20 protein-coding genes are annotated in these 22,140 nt (G+C 42.4%); 12 read left to right on the forward strand and 8 right to left on the reverse strand.

The window, feature by feature from the left end; genetic code table 11:
* Entirely contained in the window at positions 1-423 is a 423-nt protein-coding gene (locus AC5WJX_RS03040; protein WP_440428558.1) for a single-stranded DNA-binding protein, read from the forward strand.
* A gap of 297 nt (positions 424-720) precedes the next feature.
* Here the strand turns inward: AC5WJX_RS03040 and AC5WJX_RS03045 are convergent, their stop codons facing one another.
* Together AC5WJX_RS03045 and AC5WJX_RS03050 are read right to left on the reverse strand one after the other, a co-directional pair.
* Positions 721-2,139 carry a DUF4270 domain-containing protein gene (locus tag AC5WJX_RS03045; protein ID WP_494483303.1) on the reverse strand — a complete coding sequence of 473 codons (1,419 nt, stop codon included), beginning with the start codon at positions 2,137-2,139 and terminating at the stop codon, positions 721-723.
* 18 nt (positions 2,140-2,157) lie between these two features.
* Positions 2,158-2,982 carry a glycogen/starch synthase gene (locus tag AC5WJX_RS03050; protein ID WP_440428986.1) on the reverse strand — a complete coding sequence of 275 codons (825 nt, stop codon included), beginning with the start codon at positions 2,980-2,982 and terminating at the stop codon, positions 2,158-2,160.
* 149 nt (positions 2,983-3,131) lie between these two features.
* Between AC5WJX_RS03050 and panC the strand changes: the two genes are divergently transcribed.
* The 3 genes from panC (at position 3,132) to AC5WJX_RS03065 (ending at position 5,598) form a co-directional block, all read left to right on the forward strand.
* On the forward strand, positions 3,132-3,971 hold the full coding sequence (panC, locus tag AC5WJX_RS03055; protein WP_494483304.1) for a pantoate--beta-alanine ligase: 840 nt from the start codon (positions 3,132-3,134) through the stop codon (positions 3,969-3,971).
* Between the two features lie 39 nt (positions 3,972-4,010).
* Entirely contained in the window at positions 4,011-4,361 is a 351-nt protein-coding gene (panD, locus tag AC5WJX_RS03060) for an aspartate 1-decarboxylase (RefSeq protein WP_440428555.1), read from the forward strand.
* A 97-nt stretch (positions 4,362-4,458) separates the two neighbouring features.
* Positions 4,459-5,598 carry an acyl-CoA dehydrogenase gene (locus tag AC5WJX_RS03065; protein ID WP_440428554.1) on the forward strand — a complete coding sequence of 380 codons (1,140 nt, stop codon included), beginning with the start codon at positions 4,459-4,461 and terminating at the stop codon, positions 5,596-5,598.
* Positions 5,599-5,600: 2 nt separating this feature from the next.
* Here the strand turns inward: AC5WJX_RS03065 and AC5WJX_RS03070 are convergent, their stop codons facing one another.
* Entirely contained in the window at positions 5,601-5,942 is a 342-nt protein-coding gene (locus AC5WJX_RS03070; protein ID WP_440428553.1) for a phage holin family protein, read from the reverse strand.
* A 31-nt stretch (positions 5,943-5,973) separates the two neighbouring features.
* Between AC5WJX_RS03070 and AC5WJX_RS03075 the strand changes: the two genes are divergently transcribed.
* From AC5WJX_RS03075 to AC5WJX_RS03095, 5 genes are all read left to right on the forward strand, one after another.
* Complete coding sequence (locus AC5WJX_RS03075) at positions 5,974-6,408, forward strand: hypothetical protein (protein WP_494483305.1); 435 nt, start codon at positions 5,974-5,976, stop codon at positions 6,406-6,408.
* Positions 6,409-6,510: 102 nt separating this feature from the next.
* On the forward strand, positions 6,511-6,975 hold the full coding sequence (rimP, locus tag AC5WJX_RS03080; protein WP_440428551.1) for a ribosome assembly cofactor RimP: 465 nt from the start codon (positions 6,511-6,513) through the stop codon (positions 6,973-6,975).
* A gap of 2 nt (positions 6,976-6,977) precedes the next feature.
* On the forward strand, positions 6,978-8,213 hold the full coding sequence (nusA, locus tag AC5WJX_RS03085) for a transcription termination factor NusA (RefSeq protein ID WP_440428550.1): 1,236 nt from the start codon (positions 6,978-6,980) through the stop codon (positions 8,211-8,213).
* A 155-nt stretch (positions 8,214-8,368) separates the two neighbouring features.
* Entirely contained in the window at positions 8,369-11,392 is a 3,024-nt protein-coding gene (gene infB, locus AC5WJX_RS03090) for a translation initiation factor IF-2 (protein ID WP_494483306.1), read from the forward strand.
* 101 nt (positions 11,393-11,493) lie between these two features.
* Positions 11,494-12,369: a glycosyltransferase gene (locus AC5WJX_RS03095; RefSeq protein ID WP_494483307.1), complete on the forward strand. Its 876-nt coding sequence runs from the start codon at positions 11,494-11,496 to the stop codon at positions 12,367-12,369.
* On the opposite strand, the gene AC5WJX_RS03100 is transcribed toward AC5WJX_RS03095, so the two are convergent.
* Positions 12,366-13,193 (reverse strand): DUF5672 family protein, encoded by an 828-nt coding sequence (locus AC5WJX_RS03100; RefSeq protein ID WP_494483308.1) that lies wholly within the window; start codon positions 13,191-13,193, stop codon positions 12,366-12,368. The two genes, AC5WJX_RS03095 and AC5WJX_RS03100, sit on opposite strands and share 4 nt — an antisense overlap.
* A 109-nt stretch (positions 13,194-13,302) precedes the next feature.
* Here AC5WJX_RS03100 and AC5WJX_RS03105 point away from each other — a divergent pair, with 109 nt between their 5' ends.
* Complete coding sequence (locus tag AC5WJX_RS03105) at positions 13,303-14,547, forward strand: glycosyltransferase family 4 protein (protein ID WP_494483309.1); 1,245 nt, start codon at positions 13,303-13,305, stop codon at positions 14,545-14,547.
* A gap of 11 nt (positions 14,548-14,558) precedes the next feature.
* Here AC5WJX_RS03105 and AC5WJX_RS03110 read toward each other — a convergent pair whose 3' ends face one another.
* From AC5WJX_RS03110 to AC5WJX_RS03125, 4 genes are all read right to left on the reverse strand, one after another.
* A complete protein-coding gene (locus AC5WJX_RS03110; RefSeq protein ID WP_494483310.1) occupies positions 14,559-16,385 on the reverse strand; it encodes an ABC transporter ATP-binding protein in 1,827 nt (608 codons plus the stop codon).
* A 79-nt stretch (positions 16,386-16,464) separates the two neighbouring features.
* Positions 16,465-17,514 (reverse strand): glycosyltransferase family 4 protein, encoded by a 1,050-nt coding sequence (locus tag AC5WJX_RS03115; protein ID WP_494483311.1) that lies wholly within the window; start codon positions 17,512-17,514, stop codon positions 16,465-16,467.
* Positions 17,515-18,396 carry a glycosyltransferase family protein gene (locus AC5WJX_RS03120; protein ID WP_494483312.1) on the reverse strand — a complete coding sequence of 294 codons (882 nt, stop codon included), beginning with the start codon at positions 18,394-18,396 and terminating at the stop codon, positions 17,515-17,517. It lies immediately after the preceding gene.
* A gap of 105 nt (positions 18,397-18,501) precedes the next feature.
* Positions 18,502-19,158, reverse strand: coding sequence for a glycosyltransferase family 32 protein (locus AC5WJX_RS03125; RefSeq protein ID WP_494483313.1), 657 nt, complete (start codon positions 19,156-19,158; stop codon positions 18,502-18,504).
* Positions 19,159-19,267: 109 nt separating this feature from the next.
* Between AC5WJX_RS03125 and meaB the strand changes: the two genes are divergently transcribed.
* Together meaB and AC5WJX_RS03135 are read left to right on the forward strand one after the other, a co-directional pair.
* Positions 19,268-20,158 (forward strand): methylmalonyl Co-A mutase-associated GTPase MeaB, encoded by an 891-nt coding sequence (gene meaB / locus AC5WJX_RS03130; protein WP_494483314.1) that lies wholly within the window; start codon positions 19,268-19,270, stop codon positions 20,156-20,158.
* 302 nt (positions 20,159-20,460) lie between these two features.
* Positions 20,461-21,798, forward strand: a complete 1,338-nt coding sequence (locus AC5WJX_RS03135; protein WP_494483315.1) for an OmpA family protein — start codon at positions 20,461-20,463, stop codon at positions 21,796-21,798.
* Positions 21,799-22,140 lie beyond the last annotated feature (342 nt).

Raw genomic sequence — 22,140 nt, forward strand, 5'->3', positions numbered from 1 at the left:
ATGTCAGGTATCAATAAGGTAATTTTAGTAGGACATTTAGGCAAAGATCCTGAAGTCCGGCATTTAGAAGGCGGTGTTACAGTTGCAAGTTTTCCTTTGGCGACTTCTGAGAGTTATAACAAAGACGGCAAACGTGTAGAACAAACTGAATGGCATAACATTGTGCTTTGGCGGGGACTGGCGGAGGTTGCCTCCAAATACCTGACCAAGGGTAAGCTGGTTTATATTGAAGGTAAATTACGTACCCGCACTTTCGAGGACCGGGAAAAGGTAAAAAAATATGTGACGGAAGTTGTTGCAGAGAACTTCACGCTACTTGGCCGCAAGAGTGATTTTGAAAACACAACACCTGCAGCTGCGGTTTCTAAACCAGAGCATGACTACTCGGGTTCTGCAGATATCGGAGGCGATATCCCGTTTTAAATAATCTCAAAGATTTTTGTAGCCGCTTTACCTGAAAATGGTAAAACGGCTTTTTTAATGCCCACTGCTTTTGGCTTGAACCTGCGTTGCTTGGGTATCCATCAGGCATTGATCCGCCAGTAAGGCGGTCAAGGGCGTATCAACCCCGGGTAGAGGGCGGCTTGAGGGCGGCTCAACCCCAAAGCCTCTCCCTTTCCGGGTATAACCCGTATGCAAGCTTAATCGTGGCAGGAAAGTTTAGCGCAAAAAAAAGCCGCCTCACAGAAATGAGGCGGCTTAAACTATGTTTTGCTGCTACTATTGGATCTTAGTATAATAGATATTCAGCTTTACCTTGTTATTCGGATTATTGAACGATCCAATTACAGATCTGCCACCTGATGTTGGCACTGCTAAAAGCGTCGATTCTGTTCCTGTTGCACCTGTTGTAGCAATATAGGTTCCGTAGTCCTGGGTTTTACCATCAAGTAAGTCTTGCAGGTAAGCCGTAATGACAAAGGAGTAGTTCTTTTTGGTTGCGTCGTAAGTACCACCGTAGTTTATTAATTTTCTTCGGTCAGTGCCTAAGGGATCATCCGGAATGTAAGCACGCTGACCAGCGATGTCATAACGGTATAATGCCAAACGATCAGCAGGTGTAAATGGCGCAACGTCAGTACCGGCAGCAAGGTCAACAACCAGCTCGGCTTTATTAATAATTACTTTACCGCCCAGGTTCTGGATTAAGCTCGCCAGGTGTGGGAAAGTGATCTTGTTCCTTAAGCCAGTGGTACCTTGCAGGTAAGTCGTTTCATATTGAACACCGGGGTTTGCAAGTTGCGTTTCAACCGGAGTCCCAGTATAATCGTGTTTAACTGTTGCTGCGACAGGATTAAGACTGGTGCTTACCGGGAAGAGCGCTGACACGGTATCTTTTTTGGAAGCAGTGGTAGCATTGTTTTGCTTGAAATAAACCTCAAGGCCAGCATCCTCGGTGTTTGATACATTGAAAAATGCCAGTGCACCTTTTCCCGAAACACCTTCTTTGTTTACACTTACCCGAAGTCCTTTAAAGCGACTGTTGAAAAATGCAGAGTTAACCAATGCGTTTGCAGGGATTCTCAGGATGCTTTCGGTGATAAAGTTGTTGTCGAGCTTAATTCTTAAAGCTTTCACGCTTTTCGTCGAGTCTGCTTTTCCGCTAACAACCTCGGTCACCCGAATTGCGGTATTCGGTCTAAGCCGGCCGGTAAAGTTACCGATAACACCATTTGGAACCAGTTCAGAACTGGTGTTTACGCTCCATTCCTTATTGCTTGGGAAAGAGGTCTGTGTAGAAAGATTCTCGGTTAGCTGATGAACATTTACGCTGTATACGGAAGTAGAATCGCCGTAGAATCCACTTGCATAGGGTAATACCAATACGGCCGAGTCAAGTGTCGCATCCAGCTGGATCTTGTAGTTGGAACTTGGCAGGTTCACGCTCATGGCGATACTGGCCTCGGTCGTTCCTAAAACAGGATCGGTCAACAAGCCAAGTGGGTACCGGGCCAGGTTGTTTGTCGTCGTTGGATCCTCCAGTAAAGTCTGGGTGTTGATGGTTAGTGTGTCGATCAGCTCACCTTGAACAGCGGTTTCCGGATCAACGTCCAGGCCAATGGTATTCGAGGATTTACAGGACGCAAAAAGAAAAAGACCTATCAACAGGGTTAATAAGTCTATTTTGTAAAATTTCATAATAAATTAATAATGCTGTTAAGCTATTGACTGTAATTCTTCAGTTGAGATCTCTTCATACAGGTTGTAGAAGTTCTCAAAATCTTCTGTTAAATTATAAGCTAAAGTTGGCTTGTTAGAATCTTTAACAAATTTTAACACATCGTCTTCGAGCTTTTCGTCTGCTAACACCACTGCGTCTGAGTAAGTTATCGCACCAATATGCATGGTGCTGCAATCTGCCTTTTCAAACACTTTAGTATCCGCTTCAGTCATGTTGTTCATCACTGCCTTAGTAGAAAGTTTCGAGTTAAGGGTTTCAGTGAAGCAGTTTTCATAAACAGAATAAACCACTTTAGCGCTTTTAAACGTCGGGTCATTCTTGTAGCTGGTTTTGATGTAAACCGGAACAAGAGAAGTCATCCAGCCATGGCAATGCACGATATCTGGTGCCCAGCCAAGCTTTTTAACGGTCTCCAAAGCGCCTTTACAAAAGAAAATTGCTCTTTCGTCGTTGTCTTCGTAAAATTTGCTTTCTTTGTCCCTGAAAACATACTTGCGGTGGAAGTAGTCTTCGTTATCCAGGAAGTAAACCTGCATGCGTGCTGCAGGAATAGAGGCAACTTTGATAATTAAAGGATTATCATTATCGTCAATAACGATATTCATGCCTGATAAGCGAATCACTTCGTGTAATCTATTCCTTCTTTCATTAATGTTTCCGAATTTTGGCATAAGAATCCGAATTTCGAATCCTTTGTCTTGCATTGCCTGAGGCAATTGGCGGGTAATTTCTGAAATTTTGGTTAGTTCGAGGAAAGGCGACATCTCGTGTGTAACAATCAGTAGCTTCGTTTTTGCCATCTCCATATTCGTAGATAAATTATGTTAAAGAAAAGATAATCAAGGCGCAAAGATAGCAAAATTATACCATTTATCAACTTCTTAGGCAAGATGTTTTGTTGGGAAATTATAATTAACCAACTTAGCCGCCTAAAATTTTAGAAGCTGTTTTGAAAGTAATAAATACGATAGCGGCATTGAAAATGCAGCTCGAGCCGGTAAATGCGGCAAACCAAAAAATTGCCCTGGTACCGACCATGGGTGCGCTTCATCCAGGACATGTTTCGCTCATCAAGGCTGCTCAGGAAATCGCAGATTTTGTAGTTTGCAGCGTCTTTGTTAACCCAACACAATTTACAGATCCCAAGGATCTTGAAAAATATCCCCGCCCGGTAGAACATGACATCAAAATGCTTGAACAAGCAGGTTGTGATCTGGTATTTATGCCTTCGGTTCAGGAGATGTATCCGCAGCAGGAACAATGGCATATTGACCTTGGTTCTGCAGAATTCCTGCTTGAAGGTGCTTACCGTAAAGGGCACTACCAGGGTGTAACGGAAATCGTTAAAAAGCTTTTCGATGCAGTGCAGCCGCATAAAGCGCTGTTCGGACAAAAAGACTATCAGCAAGTGCTCATGATCCAGAATATGGTTCATTACTTTAAACTGCCGATCGAGATCGTGACCTGCCCAATCATCCGGGAGCAGGACGGCCTGGCCATGAGTTCCAGGAATATCCATCTTTCTGCATCCGACAGGACCCATGCGCTGGTATTAAGTAAAGCGCTCCAGTATGTAAAAGAGCACTTTGAACAGGAAAGCATTGATGCGCTGGAGGAACATGCCAGCGAGATGATCAGCAATACACCAGGTGTGGAACTCGATTATTTCAGCATCGTAGATGGCAGCACCCTGGAAAAGCAAAGCGATAAAGCCGCTAAAAACCTGGTTGCATTGGTAGCTGCTAAGGTTGGTCATACCAGGCTCATAGATAATATGCTGTTGAGCTAATTGTATTATTTCCGTTTTAAAAATACCTAACTTTGTGGTATGATAATTCAAATTTTAAAGTCTAAGATTCACCGTGTAAAGGTGACTCAGGCTGAGTTGAACTATGTTGGAAGCATCACCATTGATGAAGATCTGATGGATGCTGCTCATATTATAGCAAACGAAAAGGTACAGATCGTAAACAACAACAATGGTGAGCGTTTTGAAACCTACGTGATTAAAGGCGAGCGTGGCACTGGAATGGTGTGCCTGAATGGTGCAACAGCCCGCAAAGTGCAGGTAGGCGATATCTTGATCATTATGTCTTACGGCTCATTGCCGATTGAAGAAGCAAAGAAATATCATCCAATATTAGTTTTCCCCGACGACAACAACCATTTATTGAAATAAGTTACTGAAAGCTATTGTATTAAAATTGCTATGCTGCCATAATATTTAGTTCTTAAATACTAAATTTGGCCAGACCATATCTCATAAATACAATATTATGCAATTTCAATTAAGTGAAGAACAATTAATGATCCAGCAGGCTGCGCGGGATTTCGCACAGCATGAATTAAAACCTGGCGTTATTGAGCGTGACGAGCACCAGAAATTTCCGGCAGAACAGGTGAAAAAACTGGGTGAGCTGGGTTTCCTTGGTATGATGGTAGACGAAAAATACCATGGTAGCGGCCTGGATGCCTTGTCGTACGTTCTGGTTATGGAAGAGCTTTCTAAAATAGATGCTTCAGCCTCTGTTGTGGTATCTGTAAATAACTCCCTGGTTTGTTATGGCCTGGAAGCTTATGGTACAGAAGCCCAGAAAGAGCAATATTTAAAGCCATTAGCATCAGGTGAAAAGATCGGTGCATTTTGTCTTTCGGAGCCCGAAGCGGGTTCTGATGCCACTTCTCAGCAGACCACCGCAGTGGATATGGGCGACTACTATCTGCTGAATGGTACCAAAAACTGGATCACCAACGGTAGTACTGCATCTGTATACCTGGTTATTGCGCAAACAGACAGATCCCTAAAACATCGTGGAATTAATGCATTCATCGTCGAAAGAGGGATGGAGGGTTTTACCGTGGGTCCTAAAGAGAACAAACTTGGGATCAGGGGGAGTGACACCCATTCGCTGATGTTCAATGATGTGAAGGTACCTAAGGAAAACCGCATCGGCGAAGATGGCTTCGGTTTTAAGTTCGCGATGAAGACCCTTGAAGGTGGGCGGATCGGTATTGCAGCGCAAGCATTGGGCATTGCTGCAGGCGCCTATGAGCTTGCACTTGAATACGCTAAACAAAGAAAATCTTTCGGTAAAGCCATTGCAGATCATCAGGCCATCGCCTTTAAACTTGCAGACATGGCTACGCAGATTGAAGCAGCCAGAATGCTGGTTTATAAAGCCGCCTGGTTGAAAGATCAGGGACAGCCTTATACACTTGCAGGATCAATGGCTAAGCTTTATGCGTCGAAAGTTGCCATGGATGTAACCGTTGAGGCGGTACAGATCCATGGTGGTTACGGCTTTGTGAAAGAATACCATGTAGAGCGTCTGATGCGCGACGCAAAAATTACCCAGATCTATGAAGGCACCTCCGAGATCCAGAAAATGGTGATCTCCAGGGAGGTCCTTAAATAGTACTAGTCGTTTTTGGCAACAACGCCAAAGATGGACTTCATGATGGCTATGACAATGGCGAGTAGTGCTGCCGACCAGAATCCGGCGGTATGAAAGCCATCCAGCATGGCATCTACCAACAGGATCATCAATACGGTGATCACGAAAGAGAACAGCCCCAGGGTAAGAATGGTGATTGGAAACGTTAAGACGCGCAGGATAAATCCGATCGTTGCATTCGTAATTGCGATTAAGATCGCAGCAATAATTGCAGTTCCAAAACCATCAACCTGAACGCCAGGTACCAGGTAAGCTGCCAGGAGCATAATAATGCCCATAAGTAAGATGTCGATTATAATTTTCATCTGTTTGCCCTTCGTTTAATATATTAGTTGAATGTTAAAGTTCCCGTTTTGTTGTGTTGTGTTTATGCTGCTTTGTAGTCTTATTGCCTGCAATTCTACAAAAAATAAGCCGCTTGATATTGATTTCTCCGGCGATAGTACCTCGATTGTGATCAAGAACATTGATCCGGTAGGTATGGCTAAGATTAAAAATGGCGAACTTGGCGATTCCTTGCTGCAGGAGCTGGTCACCGTAATGGAATCTCCCTTGGCGGAAGATACTGCGGGCTTGCAGCTGCAGCTGTCAGGAAAGCTGCTGGCAGCAGGAGATTCGCTGATCTTTCAGCCGGCCAGACCCTTTGCGAAGGGCAGGAAGTATATGGTGCTCACTTATATCAACTCAAAATTTGCCGATTTCCAGTCGATTATAAAGAATAAGACGAAATTCAATATGGCGCCAAATCAAAAGGTACTTGAATTCTTGTAACCACTTGATTTTTAAATTAAAAAAAATATAATTACCTTTGTGCTCTAATAGAGGAATAGGAGGGGACAAAGGTCCCCTCTTTTCTTTTGTTAAAATTTTGATATGCAAGTAGAAAATAGAGTAAAAGAGTTAATTGAAGAAAAGATTTCGGATAGACCGGAACTGTTCTTGGTGGAAATTAAAATGCTTCCGAACAATAAGCTAATTATTCACGTTGATGGTGATGAAGGCATCAGTATCCAGGATTGTGCGGCCATAAGCAGGCATGTGGGTTTTCATTTAGAAGAGGAAAACGTTATTGAACAGGCTTACAATCTGGAGGTATCTTCTCCTGGTGTTGGAGAGCCTTTGAAATTAAAGCGTCAGTACTACAAGAATGTTGGCCGGGATTTAAGTGTTAAATTTTCGGACGGCACGAAAAAAGAAGGTAAATTGTTGTCGGTAACAGATGATAACATTACCATCGAGGAGCAGATTAAAGAGAAAGGTAAAAAAGCGAGATTAGAGGAAACTGTAATCAGCTTTGATCAAATAGTAGAAACAAAGGTTTTAATTTCATTTAAATAAAAATGAGCAATATTAATTTAATCGATTCATTTCAGGAGTTTAAGGACTTCAAGAATATCGACCGTCCGACGGTAATCAGTGTGTTGGAAGAAGTTTTCCGTAGTATGTTGCGGAAGAAGTATGGCACGGATGAGAATTGCGACGTTATCGTGAACCCTGACAATGGAGATTTGGAGATCTGGCGCACCAGGAAAGTGATGGAAGATGGATTTTCTGAGGATGATGACCTTGAAATAGAATTGTCTGAAGTAAAACAACTGGACCCGGATATGGAAGTTGGTGACGACTACATTGAGCAGATCACGCTGGAGAGTTTTGGTCGCAGGGCTATTTTAGCTGCCCGTCAGACTTTAGTTTCCAAAGTATTGGAGCTGGAGAAAGATGAGATCTTCAAGAAGTATAAGGACAGGGTTGGTGAAATTGTAACTGGTGAGGTTTACCAGGTATGGAAGAAAGAGACCCTGATTCTGGATGACGAGGGTAATGAGTTGATCATGCCTAAGACAGAGCAGATTCCGGCCGACTATTTCAAAAAAGGCGATACTGTACGTGCAGTGATCTCCAAAGTTGATATGGTAAACGCAACACCAAAGATCATTATTTCGAGGATTGCACCGGAGTTCTTACAAAGATTATTTGAGATTGAAGTACCTGAGATCTTCGATGGCCTGATTACGATTAAGAAGATCGTAAGAGAACCAGGAGAACGTGCTAAGGTAGCTGTGGAGTCTTACGACGATCGTATTGATCCGGTTGGCGCTTGCGTTGGTATGAAAGGTTCACGTATCCATGGTATTGTCCGGGAGTTGAAGAACGAGAATATCGACGTGATTAACTTCACCAATAACGTTTCTTTATATATCCAGAGAGCATTAAGCCCTGCGAAGATCACTTCCATTAAGCTTGATGATGAGACCAAACATGCTTCGGTATACCTGAAACCTGATCAGGTTTCTTTGGCAATCGGTAGAGGCGGACATAACATTAAACTTGCGGGTAAGTTAACCGGGTATGAGATTGATGTTTACCGTGAAGCTGGTGAAGAGGATGAGGATGTGGATATTGAGGAATTCTCAGATGAAATCGATAGCTGGATCATTGATGAGTTGAAAGCTATTGGATGTGATACTGCGAAAAGTGTATTAACACTTTCAGTTGACGAACTGGTTAAACGTACGGACCTTGAAGAAGAAACGATCAAAGAAGTGATCAGTATTTTAAGGTCAGAGTTTGAATAGGCGTTTGTTAATTATTGAACCTGTATTATATTCTCTTAACAGATTAAAAAATAAGGTTATATGTGCTTCCAAATTTTAAAAACTAATTGTAAGGACATGAAATAAACAAGAATAAACGTTACTTTTGTATAAGAATTAAGAAAAATAGGATATCAATGTCAGACGACAAACCAATAATTTTATTTAAAGCAGTTAAGGAACTTAACGTCGGAATCGCTACGGCTGTAGAGTTTCTGGAAAAGAAAGGCTTCTCTGTGGAAAATAAACCCACTACTAAGCTCTCCCGTGAGATGTATGATTCTTTGTTAAAAGAGTTTCAGGGGGACAAAATTGTAAAAGAAGAAGCTAATCAAATTGTTATAGGTAAAATTCGTCGTGATGAGCCTGAAGTAACTGAAAAAGTTGCGGAGGCACCTAGAAAAAATGTAGAGTTTGAAAATGAGGGTATATTAGTTAAGAACCTTAACGTACATACACCGCATACAGAAAAACCTAAGGATGAGGCGGCGGTTGCTCCTAAAGCAAAAGAAGAACCAGCACCGGCAGCACCTGCTGCTAAAGCAGAGGAGAAGCATGAAGATGGCACATTGCCAGGAGTTAAGATTGTTGGAAAAATCGATCTTACCAACTTCAATGCGAAAACCAGACCTGCTAAAAAGGATGAGCCTGCAGCACCTGCAGAGCAGCCTGCTGCTGTAGAAGCGCCGAAAGCTGTAGTTCCTGAACCTGCGAAGGTTGAACCAGTTGCCGCCCTTGCAGTAGAGCAACCTGCTGCACCTGAAGCACCGAAAGAAGTTGCTGCTGAGGCACCGAAGCCAGTGGAGAAACCGGTTGAAGCACCTAAGCCTGCAACACCTGCACCTACGCCAGCACCGGAAGCGCCTAAAGCGGACAAACCGGAAGAGGTTGAGGTTATTAAAGCACGTTCGGTTAAACTATCGGGTCCGAACATTATCGGTAAAATTGTTTTACCAACTACGCCTGAAAGAAAATCACAGCCAGTTGCTTCTTCTAACGAAAGTGCAGAGGCGAAGCGTAAGCGTAAACGTAAGAAAACACCTGGTGCTAATCCTGTACAAGGACAAGGTACTGCTGCTGCTGGAAATCAGCATGGCGGTCCTGGTACTGCTCCACGCCCTGCAGGTGCACCTTCGTTTACCAACAGACCTGATTTCAGGAACAATACTAATAATACTGCCAATAGGCCGAACTTTAGAAACGCCAGACCGGGTGCGCCAGGTTCAGGAGGTCCTAAGGAAGAACCTACGGAGAAAGAAATACAAGATCAGATCAAAGCAACACTTGCTCGTTTGAGTGGTGCTGGTAAATCTGGTAAGTTTGCACAACGTGCTAAACTTCGTCGTCAGAAACGTGACGATGTTGCCATGACAGCTGAAGAGGCTGCAATGGAGCAGGAATTACAATCCAAAGTACTTCGTGTTACGGAGTTTGTTACAGCCAATGAGCTTGCAAACATGATGGACGTACCGGTTACGAAAATCATTGGTACCTGTATGAGTTTGGGTATGTTCGTTTCCATCAACCAGCGTTTAGATGCAGAGACCCTTACCATTGTGGCTGACGAATTTGGATACGAAATCCAGTTTGTTAAACCTGATGATGAGAGCGATTCTATCATTGAGCAGGAAGATGATCCGGAAGATTTAATTCCTAGAGCACCAGTTGTGACCATTATGGGACACGTGGATCACGGTAAAACGTCCTTGCTGGATTATATCCGTAAAGCAAACGTTGTTGCCGGTGAGGCGGGTGGTATTACCCAGCACATTGGTGCCTATATGGTAACTACACCAACAGGTAAACAGGTAACCTTCCTGGATACACCAGGTCACGAGGCCTTTACGGCGATGCGTGCACGTGGTGCGAAAGTAGCGGATATCGCGATTATCGTTGTTGCGGCGGATGATGCGGTGATGCCTCAAACAAAAGAGGCGATCAACCACGCACAGGCGGCAGGTGTACCATTGGTATTTGCATTTACAAAGATTGATAAGCCAGGTGCGAATTCAGAACGCATCAGAGAACAACTTTCTCAGATGAATATCCTGGTTGAGGATTGGGGTGGTAAATTCCAGTCGCAGGAGATCTCTGGTAAGAGTGGTTTAAACGTGGATCTATTACTTGAAAAAGTATTACTTGAAGCAGAATTACTTGAACTGAAAGCTAATCCTAATAAACGTGCTACTGGTAGCGTGATCGAGGCTACCCTTGATAAAGGCCGTGGTATCGTTACTACTGTTCTTGTTCAGGCAGGTACGCTGAAAATTGGTGATCCGATTCTTGCAGGTAGCTACAGTGGACGTGTTAAAGCATTATTCAATGAGCGTGGACAAAAGGTAAATGAGGCTGGTCCTTCGGTACCGGTTCAGGTATTGGGTATGCAGGGTGCACCAACCGCTGGTGACAGGTTCAACGCGTTGGAAACGGAACATGAAGCACGTGATATTGCAAACAAACGTCTGCAGTTGATGCGTGAGCAAGGTTTACGTACCCAGAAACACATTACATTGGATGAGATTGGAAGACGTCTTGCAATTGGTAACTTTAAAGAGCTTAACCTGATTGTTAAAGGTGACGTGGATGGATCTATCGAGGCACTATCTGACTCGTTATTGAAACTGTCTACGCAGGAAATCCAGATCAACATCATTGGTAAAGCGGTTGGTCAGATCTCAGAATCTGATGTACTTCTTGCTTCGGCCTCAGATGCGATCATCATCGGTTTCCAGGTTCGTCCATCTTCAGGTGCAAGAAAGCTTGCTGAAGCGGAGCAAATCGACATCCGTCTGTACTCGATCATCTACGATGCGATCAACGAGATCAAAGCGGCGATGGAGGGTATGTTAGCACCGGAATTCGAAGAGAAGATCACTGCGAACGTGGAGATCAGAGATGTCTTCAAGATCACGAAAGTGGGTACGATTGCAGGATGTATGGTTCTTGATGGTAAGATTACCAGAAACAGTAAGATCCGGATTGTACGTGATGGTGTAGTGGTTTACACAGGTGAACTTGCTTCATTGAAACGTTATAAAGATGATGTGAAAGAGGTTAACGCCGGTTACGAATGCGGATTGAACATCCATAACTTCAACAACATTGAGGTTGGGGATATCGTTGAAGCTTACGAGCAGGTAGAGGTTAAGAGAAAACTCTAATCTTTAACATCTATAATATTCAAATCCCTGTCTGGTTAATCAGGCAGGGATTTTTAGTTTTGTAGCTGTCGCATTTTGATGGTGAATAACGTTAGATTAACATGATTTCTATAATAATATCTTCTTCAAACCCTGAATATCTAAGCGCCGTTAAAAAGAACATAGATGACACTGTAGGCATTCCTTACGAAATTATCGCTGTACCTAATGGTGATGGAAAAAAGGGGATCTGTGAGGTGTATAATGCCGCAGGTGCGAAGGCAAGTTATGATGTCATGTGTTTTATGCATGAGGACGTAATATTGCATACACAGGATTGGGGAAAGAAGGTTGTAGAGATTATGAGTGATCCGGAGATCGGGTTGCTGGGTATTGCGGGATCAACCTATAAATCATTGACACCGGCTGAATGGGCATGCCCGGGTGTAGATGACTCCCGACACAAAATACATATCCTTCAAAACTTCAAGTTTTCGGAGCGGAAAACGAAGCTATTCTCAAGTGCCTCCGATCAACATACAAAAGAACAGGTTGCTACAGTTGATGGCGTATGGATGTGTGTTCGGAAATCTGTATTTAATGAATTTAAATTTGATCAGGAGCTGATAAAAGGCTTTCACGGCTATGACGTAGAGTACGCTCTGCAGGTTGGCACAAAGTATAAGATCTATGTCACCTATGAAGTTCTTTTGGAACATTTTTCAGAGGGAAATTATTCTGAAGATTGGCTGAATGCAACGCTGTTGCTTCACAATAAGCACAAGCAGCAACTGCCTGTTGTGGTGGATGAAATTTCTCCCGCAGAGGCAAGGAAAGCCGAGCGGATAACGTCAAAGCGTCTGATGAAGCAACTTACAGCGCTCGATCGCAGTACTTTTTATAAGTTAAAAGTGCTTTGGAGGCATCAATTATGGAGAGCACTCGGCTGGAATTTGTTTCTGCTATTCAACTTTAAGGTGCTTGTTCGACGGTATTAATTAGTAGATGTAGGTAACTGGAGTTTGATATTCTGCTTTTTAAGGATTGGTGCCCAGAATCCCAGGTTCTTATCCCAGGCATGACAGCCAAATGGCAGTTTTCCACCGGTCAGCTTGAAGCCAAAATCGCTATTGTTTTCCATAGAAAAATGTACAGCCGTTTTGTAGCTAGGGATCTTTAGTCTTCCTTTCCTTCGGTTTACTTCAATTGACCAGAATACATCTTCATGAAAATAGTGCTCGTTTTTGGAATTGTAGTGCTCGATTAGTGTTTGTTCTTCCAAGCAAAGGTTGTGGAATTTCTCAATTCGACGGAGTGAGAAGCCTCCGTTACCAACCATATTTTCCAGCTGTATGTCGGTTGGTAAATGAGAATCTGGCTGTTTTAAGTTGAATTTTCTATGAAAATAGTTCAGTGTTTTGTTCTTCCACTTCTTAATAATGTCAGGGTAATCACCTTTCGTCAGCCATGGTGCTCCAATGTAGTCGTATCCACTATTACACCAATACAGAAGTTCATCTTTAAAGACAAATGCGTCTGGCTGATAGATCAGCATGAAATCGAATTCGAGGAAGGTACCATAAAAGGCTGGCGATAACATAAGGCGATTGTATCCCGCGACATCCCGAAAGTAACTATCATCAAAACTGATCACCTTCTGAAATGGGTATCTATAATGGGCTGTACAAAGGTTCGATGGCTTCAAGGCTACGATCCGATGAGATCCCAGGACGTGGAAGCACTGCTGTATGGCAAGTTCTTCCAGGGCGTTTGGCTTTTCTTTATAGATGGGAATTACAATGACAATTGAAGGTGCTTCCATAGAGTTATTAAGAGTGAACATCAAGCACTTTCGGACCTAAGACTAAGTTTTGATCCAAATGCTTTACAAAAACATTTGAAATTTAAAATTACATTTGCCTTTCAAGTTTATGAAAAAAATTGGGTTTGTAGTACAAAGGTATGGCTTAGAAGTTAACGGTGGCGCGGAATTTCACTGCAGGGTTTTAGCTGAGCATTTAAAAGATATCTTTGATGTTGAAGTATTAACCACATGCGCTAAAGACTATATCACCTGGGCTAATGAATACAGGCCCGGCAATACGGTCGTCAATGGAATTGTAGTCAGGCGTTTTCCGGTGGTGCAAGAACGTGACAAAATGAAGGCCCACAAGTTGGGTCGAATTCTCCGAAAACGATCCGTTCATCAAAAAATACTTCGCTTCTTTGGCGCACTTGAGTTATTCGAGCGTGTGTTTAAACCCAAGCAGAATCTGGTTGCTGTTTTCGATAACTGGTCTAAAGCGCAGGGGCCATATACCCCCGATCTTATTGATCATTTGAAAGAAAATCATGAGCAGTATGATGCGCTAATCTTTTTTACTTATTTATATTTCCCGACATATGCCGGCTTAAGTGTTGCAGCGCACAAGTCAATACTGATACCCACCGCACACGATGAGCCGGATATATATTTGCCCGGGTTTAAAAAGGTATTTACATCGCCTGCCTCTATATTGTTTAATACACCAGCGGAAAGAAATCTAGTTCATAAGCTATTTGATAACGCATCAATTTACAATGATATCGTTGGTGTAGGCATCGACTCTGCAACTGTTCCTAACGATAATGAACAGCATCAGAACTTTGATTTTCCATACTTTATCTACATAGGGCGGGTCGATCATGCAAAGGGTTGCGCAATGATGATTGATCATTTTCTCAAATATGTAAAGTCGACAAGCGAAAATTGTAAGCTTGTGCTGATTGGTCAGCAATTTATGGAGGTTCCAGTTAATGAGCGTATTTTGAGCCTCGGATATGTGTCTGAATCGAGAAAGCTTAGTTTGCTACGGGGCGCACAAGCTTTGATCATGCCATCGTACTACGAAAGTCTGTCGTTAGTGACCTTGGAGAGTATGAAAGAAGGTACTTTAGTGATAATAAATGAACATTGCGAGGTACTCAGGATGCATGTTCAAGACAGCCAATCCGGGCTACTTTTCAAAGATTTCTCAACATTTAAGCTGGCTTTAGATACAGTATTGCACTCGAGAGTTGATCTGTCCACAATGAAAGCTAATGGAGTAGCATACGTGCACGCTAATTACAATTGGGATGTTGTGAAGCAAAAAGTCTTCAGGGCTGTATCATATATTACGAAAGCTAACAATTGACAGCAGCAATATCATTCATTGAAGGTTTGCATATCGATTAAGCGCTTGTAAATACCATGTTGGCTGACTAGCTCCTGGTGTGTTCCAGTCTCTTTGATGCTGCCCTGATCAATAACTACAATCTGGTCCGCGTGTTGAATGGTACTTAGTCTATGTGCAATAACGACTGATGTACGGTTTTTCATGAGGTTGTTTAATGCCACTTGAACAAGTTTTTCAGATTCCGTGTCCAGGGCAGAGGTGGCTTCATCTAAAAGCATAATTGGTGGATTGGCCAGTACCGCTCTGGCAATACTTATCCGCTGACGTTGTCCGCCGGATAACCTGCTTCCTCTATCGCCAACGAAGGTGTTATATCCTTGCTCCTGTTGGATTATAAAATCATGAGCATTGGCAATCTTTGCTGCAGCCTCAACTTCCTGGACAGTTGCATTTGGATTCGAAAATGCGATGTTATTGAAGATCGTGTCATTGAATAGAAATGATTCCTGGTTCACAATGCCCATTTGTGCCCTTAGGGAATCAACTTTAAGATCTTTGTAGTCTACGCCGTCAAATTTCAGTGTGCCCACAAGTGGATCATAGAATCGCGGAATGATGTCCATTAACGTACTTTTTCCGCCACCTGAGGGACCAACCAATGCAATCGTTTTACCTTTTTTAATCTCCAAGTTTATGTTGCTTAAGATTTGTCGTTCCCCAAAGTTGAAGTTGACACCTTCTATTTTGATGGAATCTTTAAAGTCCGTAATGTCAACAGCATTAGGTTTGTCTACCAGCTCCGGTTTGGTGTCAATAAGTGATAATACACGTTCACCCGCTGAAATACCGGTATGGATGCCGCTGAAAGAATCACTTAAGGCCTTAATTGGCTGCATGACCTGAGAGAATACAGCGATGTACAGGATAAACTGGGAAGGCGTAAACTCATTACTACCGTTGATGACCAGATTTCCGCCGTATAATACAATTAAAACAACGACTAGCACACCAAGTGATTGTGACACCGGAGAAGCTAGCTGTTGGCGCCGTACCATCTTACGATTGATATTTGAGTAATGTTCGTTTTCCTGTTGAAATCTATCCTTTACAAGCCCAGTAGCATTGAAAGCTTTTACAATCTTAATTCCACTTAGTGCTTCATCTAAAAAGCCAATCATCCTTGCGAAGGATTCTTGAGCCTGAGTGGCTTGTTTCCGAAGACGCTTTACGATCTTACTGATGATAAATCCAGAGAGTGGAATAATGAGCAGTGCAAACAAAGTTAGCTTTACAGATACGCTCAGGAGTACGATTACGTAAAAAATGAGTTGCAAGGGTTCTTTAAAGGCAACCTGCAGCGTGTTGGTGACAGTGAATTGTACGACTTGTACGTCTGAAGATATCTTGGCAATTATATCACCTTTCCGCTCATTATTGAAGTACCCAATATGCAGGTCCATAACATTATTGAAGACCTTTTTACGGATGTTTAGCAGCGTATACACGCGAAGATCTTCCATTATCCGTTGAGACAGGTATCTAAAAAAGTTTGATAACAACACGGATATTAGGATGACGGTACAGACAATTTCAAGTGTAGCATTCTTGCCGTTATTTATGATAGAATAATCGATGAAGGCCCTGAATTTCGACAGGAAGTCCAAGTCAGATACAGCCTTGGTAACTCCGCCAGACATGACATTAGTGTCTGATGCAAACAAGGTATCTAGTAAAGGAGATAAAAGAGTGAAGTTAAATGTGTTAAAAAAAACTGCGAGAAGTGTAGTAATTACATAGGGTATCGCAAATTTCTCGATTGGTTTAGCAAAAGATAAAAGTCTAAAATAGGTCTTCATTCCGGAGTTATAATCACAAAGCTACACATTTAAAAATTTAACACCCTGAAGATACAAGATATAAAGCCTGAGTGGGGGATTAAGGCACTAAGCTCTGGTATACTTTCCAATAAGCCTCCGCACTAATCTTCCAGTCAAATTTCTTAGCATATTGAATGACTGATTTTGAAAGATTCAAGTCATTGTGCTTTTTCATGCCTGCTTCAAAAACCTCGATCATATGCGCTGGACTGAAGTTTTTGAAATAACTGGCGTATTCACCTCCAATCTCGGGTAGTGAGGTTGACGTGGAAAGGAACACAGGTTTGCCAAAGCTCATGGCTTCTATCACAGGAATGCCAAAACCTTCTGCAATTGATGGCAAAGCAAACGCAGAACAATGTTTATAGTACCAATATTTATCTTTTTCTGTAATTGCTCCAATTACTTTCACTCTGTCGACCACGCCTAGCGCTTGGGCTTCACTGTATATTTTTTCTACATAACTTTTGGATGGATTTCCAGCAATAATCAGCTCCATGGAATTGTTTTTAACCAAACAAGGAAGCGTATGGAAGTTTTTCTTTGCATTTACGGATCCTAATGCGAATATAAAAGCGTTTGTCGGCCGATAGGTTGGTTGATCAAAGTTTGAATGGTCTTTAACACGGCAACCGTTATAGATAACGGTGACGGGCCTATCGACGTTCAGGTGTTGGATGATGTCGCTCTTTGTAAATTCAGAGATCGCCACAATGTGATCAGTAAGATTAATCTTCTGCTGAAGGCTGTTCAGATAGTTCTTTCTTTTTGCTTCCGTCTTCTCCTCATATAAGAAGTTTAGGTCGTGAATGGTTAAAACACGTTTAATATTCCGGCTTTTAGGAGGCAAGTACCAGGTAGACTGATGGGTTGCATGCCATATATCAATGGCATTCCCTAGACTTGGAAAAAGGTACTTGTGGATACTTTTTTGATTAAGAAAATCAACAGCATCAGGAAAGTATTTCTGATTTTGCTCTTGAATGTAAATACCCACTTTATCTGCTTTGTTTTGGCTCTGTATTAATGCAAGCCCCAGCTGATGACAGTACTCAAATAATCCGGTGTTCGGATATTTCATCCGCTCACAATCTAATATCACTTTCATTTACGATCGGTTATGAACTATATGGTAATTTTTATATTCCCCAACCCTTATTCCAGTTAGTTCATAAACTTTCTGTAGGATACGCTCTCTGAGGGAATGATTGGTTTTGTGTCTAACATTGGGATCAAACGTCCAAGTCGCCTGATCAATGCGTTTCTTCATGACCATGGGATGGCTACCTTTGAAAGGCTTTAAATTTACGGCATTCGCGTAGTCATAGCCGGCTGTTTCGGGGATTTCCGTTATTTGCGCATCTTTATCATAGAAGTAGCGGAAATTTTGTCCTTTTCTAAGTAAGCCATTTGGAGGCTTTACCCAACCATAGTGGTAAATGGTAGCAGGGATCAGCTTCACATTGATCTTTCGATCATCAATTCTGAATCCTTGAGCATCCCGGTAAGATTGTACATTAAGTTTCCGTTTAACAAGGCGGATTTCTCTGCGATACCATTTTCGAGCATCTGTCAAATACTCATAGGATCCGTAGAAGTGGAGATAATTAAATAGTAAACCTTCGATGTTGTCATCATTCAGGCAAGCCTCCATTTCAAACTTAATTTTAGGCAAATCAAGTTCGTGTACAGCTTCGTCACCTTGTATATAGAAGGCCCAATCTGTATCTGGCGAAATCGCTGCAAAGGCCTTGTCCGTTTCTATTGCGAATACACGGCCACCTTCTTTCATGGTGTTGTCCCAAACGGTGTCTACAATCCGGATCTTATTGGTTGGAATGCTTCGAATCAGCTCAGCCGTACCGTCGTCAGACTTTCCTAACGCCACTATAAACTCATCACATAGAGGTAATATGGATGTGATTGCTTCTACAACTGGGTAGTCGTTGGTGACTGCGTTTTTTATAAAGGTAAAGCCTGATACTTTCATTCATTGATCAATTTACTACGTGACCGTTGGTGCTGCCTACTTGGTACAAACGGTGCCAAATATAAGCCAATAATTTCCTCTAGAACGGTTTCAAGGCTGAAAACGCTACACACTCTTCAATACAGTACTTTTTATTTGTTTTATCTTCCAGTGTTCTTCACGGTCCGTATACATCAGCTTATTTAATGGGAATTTAAATCGCAGGTGATCATTGTAATCGTACCCTAAAACGCGATGGGGGATGTCCTTGTTCTCAGCCAGGCATGCTTCAACGGCTTTGCTGTAGGCTTGTGGCCCTGTCATCTTATGTACATCGTGTGGATAGGTGTTGTTCCGAATGTTATCCAGCACAATATCAAGGGTATTTTGCATGAAAGGGTGGCCTGGTTCATAAATCAAGGCCCATTGCACAAAATAATTCTCATGGTGCTCCCTGGAAATAACCGCGACGTCTTCGGGAAAAATAAAGCCATCCAGACGTGTTTTAATGGCACTATCTACGTCAAGGTATACTCCTCCTTTTTTAAGCATTACTGCATAGCGGAAGAAATCTGCTTTCGCAGCGCCAATGTTCAGCCGCTGATATTGTCTGAAAACTTCCGCATCGAAATGCTCCTGGAGAAAGCTGGCGATCCTTTCATCATCGTAAAACTCGTAAGCATAGTCCGCGTTCCGTTTTCTGAAACGCGCGATGTGCCATCTGGTGATAAACGGGAGTTTATCTGTTTTAAATGTCTGATGAATGATTTTCGGTATCGACATATGGATTGAACTGAGATGAGCTACAAAGGTATCATCTGTAGAATAGTTTTCCGCGCCATAACCTCTAATATGCGGAGAATTATATTTCTTTGTAAACAAAGCTGATCGGATGGACAAAGTAGAAGCACTGCTTAAAGGCATTAAAGAAGGTGATTTCATTAGTATTGCTCGGGCACTAACGATCGTGGAGAATAGCTTACATGGATCCGAAGCACTGCTGCGAGCTCTTGATGTGCAGCGTAGCGCGCCGATCATCGGCATTACCGGCCCGCCAGGCGCCGGGAAAAGCACGCTGGTGAATGCTATTACCGCCGATTACGCCGCTGCGGATAAGCGGGTGGCCATCCTTGCTGTGGACCCAACCTCACCTTTTAACTTCGGTTCCCTGCTAGGCGATCGAATTAGAATGTCTCAGCAGTTCAACAATCCAAATGTGTTTATCCGTTCTGTTGCAACAAGGGGCGCATTGGGCGGTATTTCCACAAAAACAATGGAGATGGTTGATGTATTATCGGCCTCGAATTTCGATATCATCATCGTCGAAACCGTAGGGGTGGGGCAATCAGAACTTGAAATTGCCGGTCTTGCCGAACGTACTCTCGTGGTGCTTGTTCCGGAGTCCGGTGATGAAATTCAGAATATCAAATCCGGACTGATGGAAATTGCACAGGCGTTTGTAGTTAATAAATCTGATCGGGAAGGTGCAGATCTATTCGCTAACAACTTAATAAAATTGCTTCGGCAAACGGAACCCCAGGTTCCTGTCTTCAAAACTGTAGCGGACAAAAATAAAGGCATTTCAGCGCTTTGCGACTGGCTTTCAAGCCCAATTCATCATGATAACTTCAGGAAACCTTACCTGCTTGCAGAAAAAGCCTTTAAGTTACTTCAATTCTACCGCACCCAGGATGTTGACCGGCAACGTTTACTGAATGATATTAAGGTGGCTTCTGAAGAAAAGAATTTCAATATTTACAGGTTTATTGATGCATGGAGATAATGTTAATAACTCTGTCTTAAATAATGGACTTACTGTATAATACGCTGAACCTGTTTTTATTTTAGCCCAAAATCCCGCTTCAGAAGCTCTAAACCTATGATTTTACTTTACCGTAATGTGAGTCCCAGGCTGATTTTTATTCACAATGGCAGGTGAATGCCATGTGGATGTCGTTTAAACATTGGCATAGCCAACTTTGGAACAGAGTTTGTATAATGCTTTGAGAAATTAAATATTTGTTTAGTTTTGCTGTACAAAAAAGAATTACTATTTAAATTTGTTAACCTTAAAAAAAGAAAATTATGAATTATTCTACTTTAAAAAAGGGTCTTGCATTATCCTTTGCAGCCTTAGTAGGAGCTACCACTCTTGCTAGTGCTCAGGATTCTACAAGTACCTCGTCTTCAGCCAAGGTATTTGGCGGAAGAGGCCAGTACAGAACTTGGTCAGTTGGTGTGAACGCGGGTGTTTTATCTCCGTTTGTAGTAATTGGTGGATCTAACGATTTTACTAACCAAGATCTAAACTTAGGTTATGGTATCTCGTTGAAAAAACAACTAGGTCATGCTTTTGCATTACAAGGTAACATCTTCCGTGGAAAAATCTCTGGAACTAACAAAGATGCGGTTAACGGATCTCAGTTCGGTCTAAGATCTTTCGAAACTGAAGTTGGTTATGCTGCTGACTTAAGCGGTGTTGTTAACGTTGCAACTGTAGACTTTTTACGTCGTGAAAACGCTGTTAACTTCTACGTATCTGCAGGTTACGGTTTAATCGCTTATGCTCCTAAAACTGTTTCTACCAGCGGTGCTGAATTTGACTGGAAAGACAGAGCTGGTGATGACAGAGACAAAAAATATGTAAAAGAAGCTTATATCCCAGTTGGTGCTGGTGTTAAGTTTAAAGTATCTGACCGCGTTGCCTTTAACTTAGGTTACACCATGTCATTCGTTGATGCAGATAACTTAGACGGAATCTACGCTAAAGCAACTACTAAAGATAAATTCTCTTACGGATATGCTGGTCTTGAGTTCTCATTAGGTTCTAAATCTAAACCAGATCTTCAGTGGGTTAACCCTCTAGCTTTAATGTATGATGAATTGAAAGATCCATCTTTACGTCAAGAAGTTGAGGCACTTAAAAACCGTGTATCTAACGTAGAGCGTTCTATCGAAGACTTGAAAAAAGATACTGATGGTGACGGTGTAGCTGATCAATTCGACAAATGCCCAGGAACTCCTGCTGGTACTGCAGTTGACGGATCAGGTTGTCCACTACCTAAAATGCAAGCTGACAGCGTAGCTGGAACTGCAACTGGTTATGAGCCAATCCAATTTGAATTCAACTCTTCAGTTTTAAAAACTGAATCTTACCCAATCTTAGATGCATTATCTTCTAGATTACGTGAAAACAACAGTAAAGTAACCCTTAAAGGTTACGCTTCAAGCGAAGGTACTGCTGCATATAACATGAAGTTATCTAAGGACCGTGCTAACTCAGTAAAAACTTACTTAGTTAACTCTGGTGTTAACGCTAGCCAAGTTACAGCTAGAGGTTATGGTGAAGCTAACCCAGTTGCTTCAAACGATACTGAAGAAGGTCGTATCCAAAACCGTCGTGTTGAGTCGTCTTCTAACTAATTAGAACACAACATACAAGAAAACAGGGCTCCCATCCGGAGCCCTGTTTTTTTATGCGTGCGCCCGGCACGGGCGCAAACTATAGGGTGAAAGTCCCGAACGCGCCTTGATAGTGGGAAGCGTTAACCTAAGGCAAGGGTGTCCTTCGCGAGGAGGAATCTGAAGGAAGCCGGCGGTAAATCTCTGGCCTGACGAACAGGAAGCGAATCAGGCAGTTGGATGTGGGTGAGTTTGCACAACAAAATAAAGCCCAAAACTATCCGAAACATCCCGCTGTATATTCGACAGGTATATGGAGAGAAAGTTTGCGTTCTTACCCGGGGAGATCTGATAAACTGCTGC

The organism is Pedobacter sp. NEAU-ZC8 (assembly GCF_059278965.1).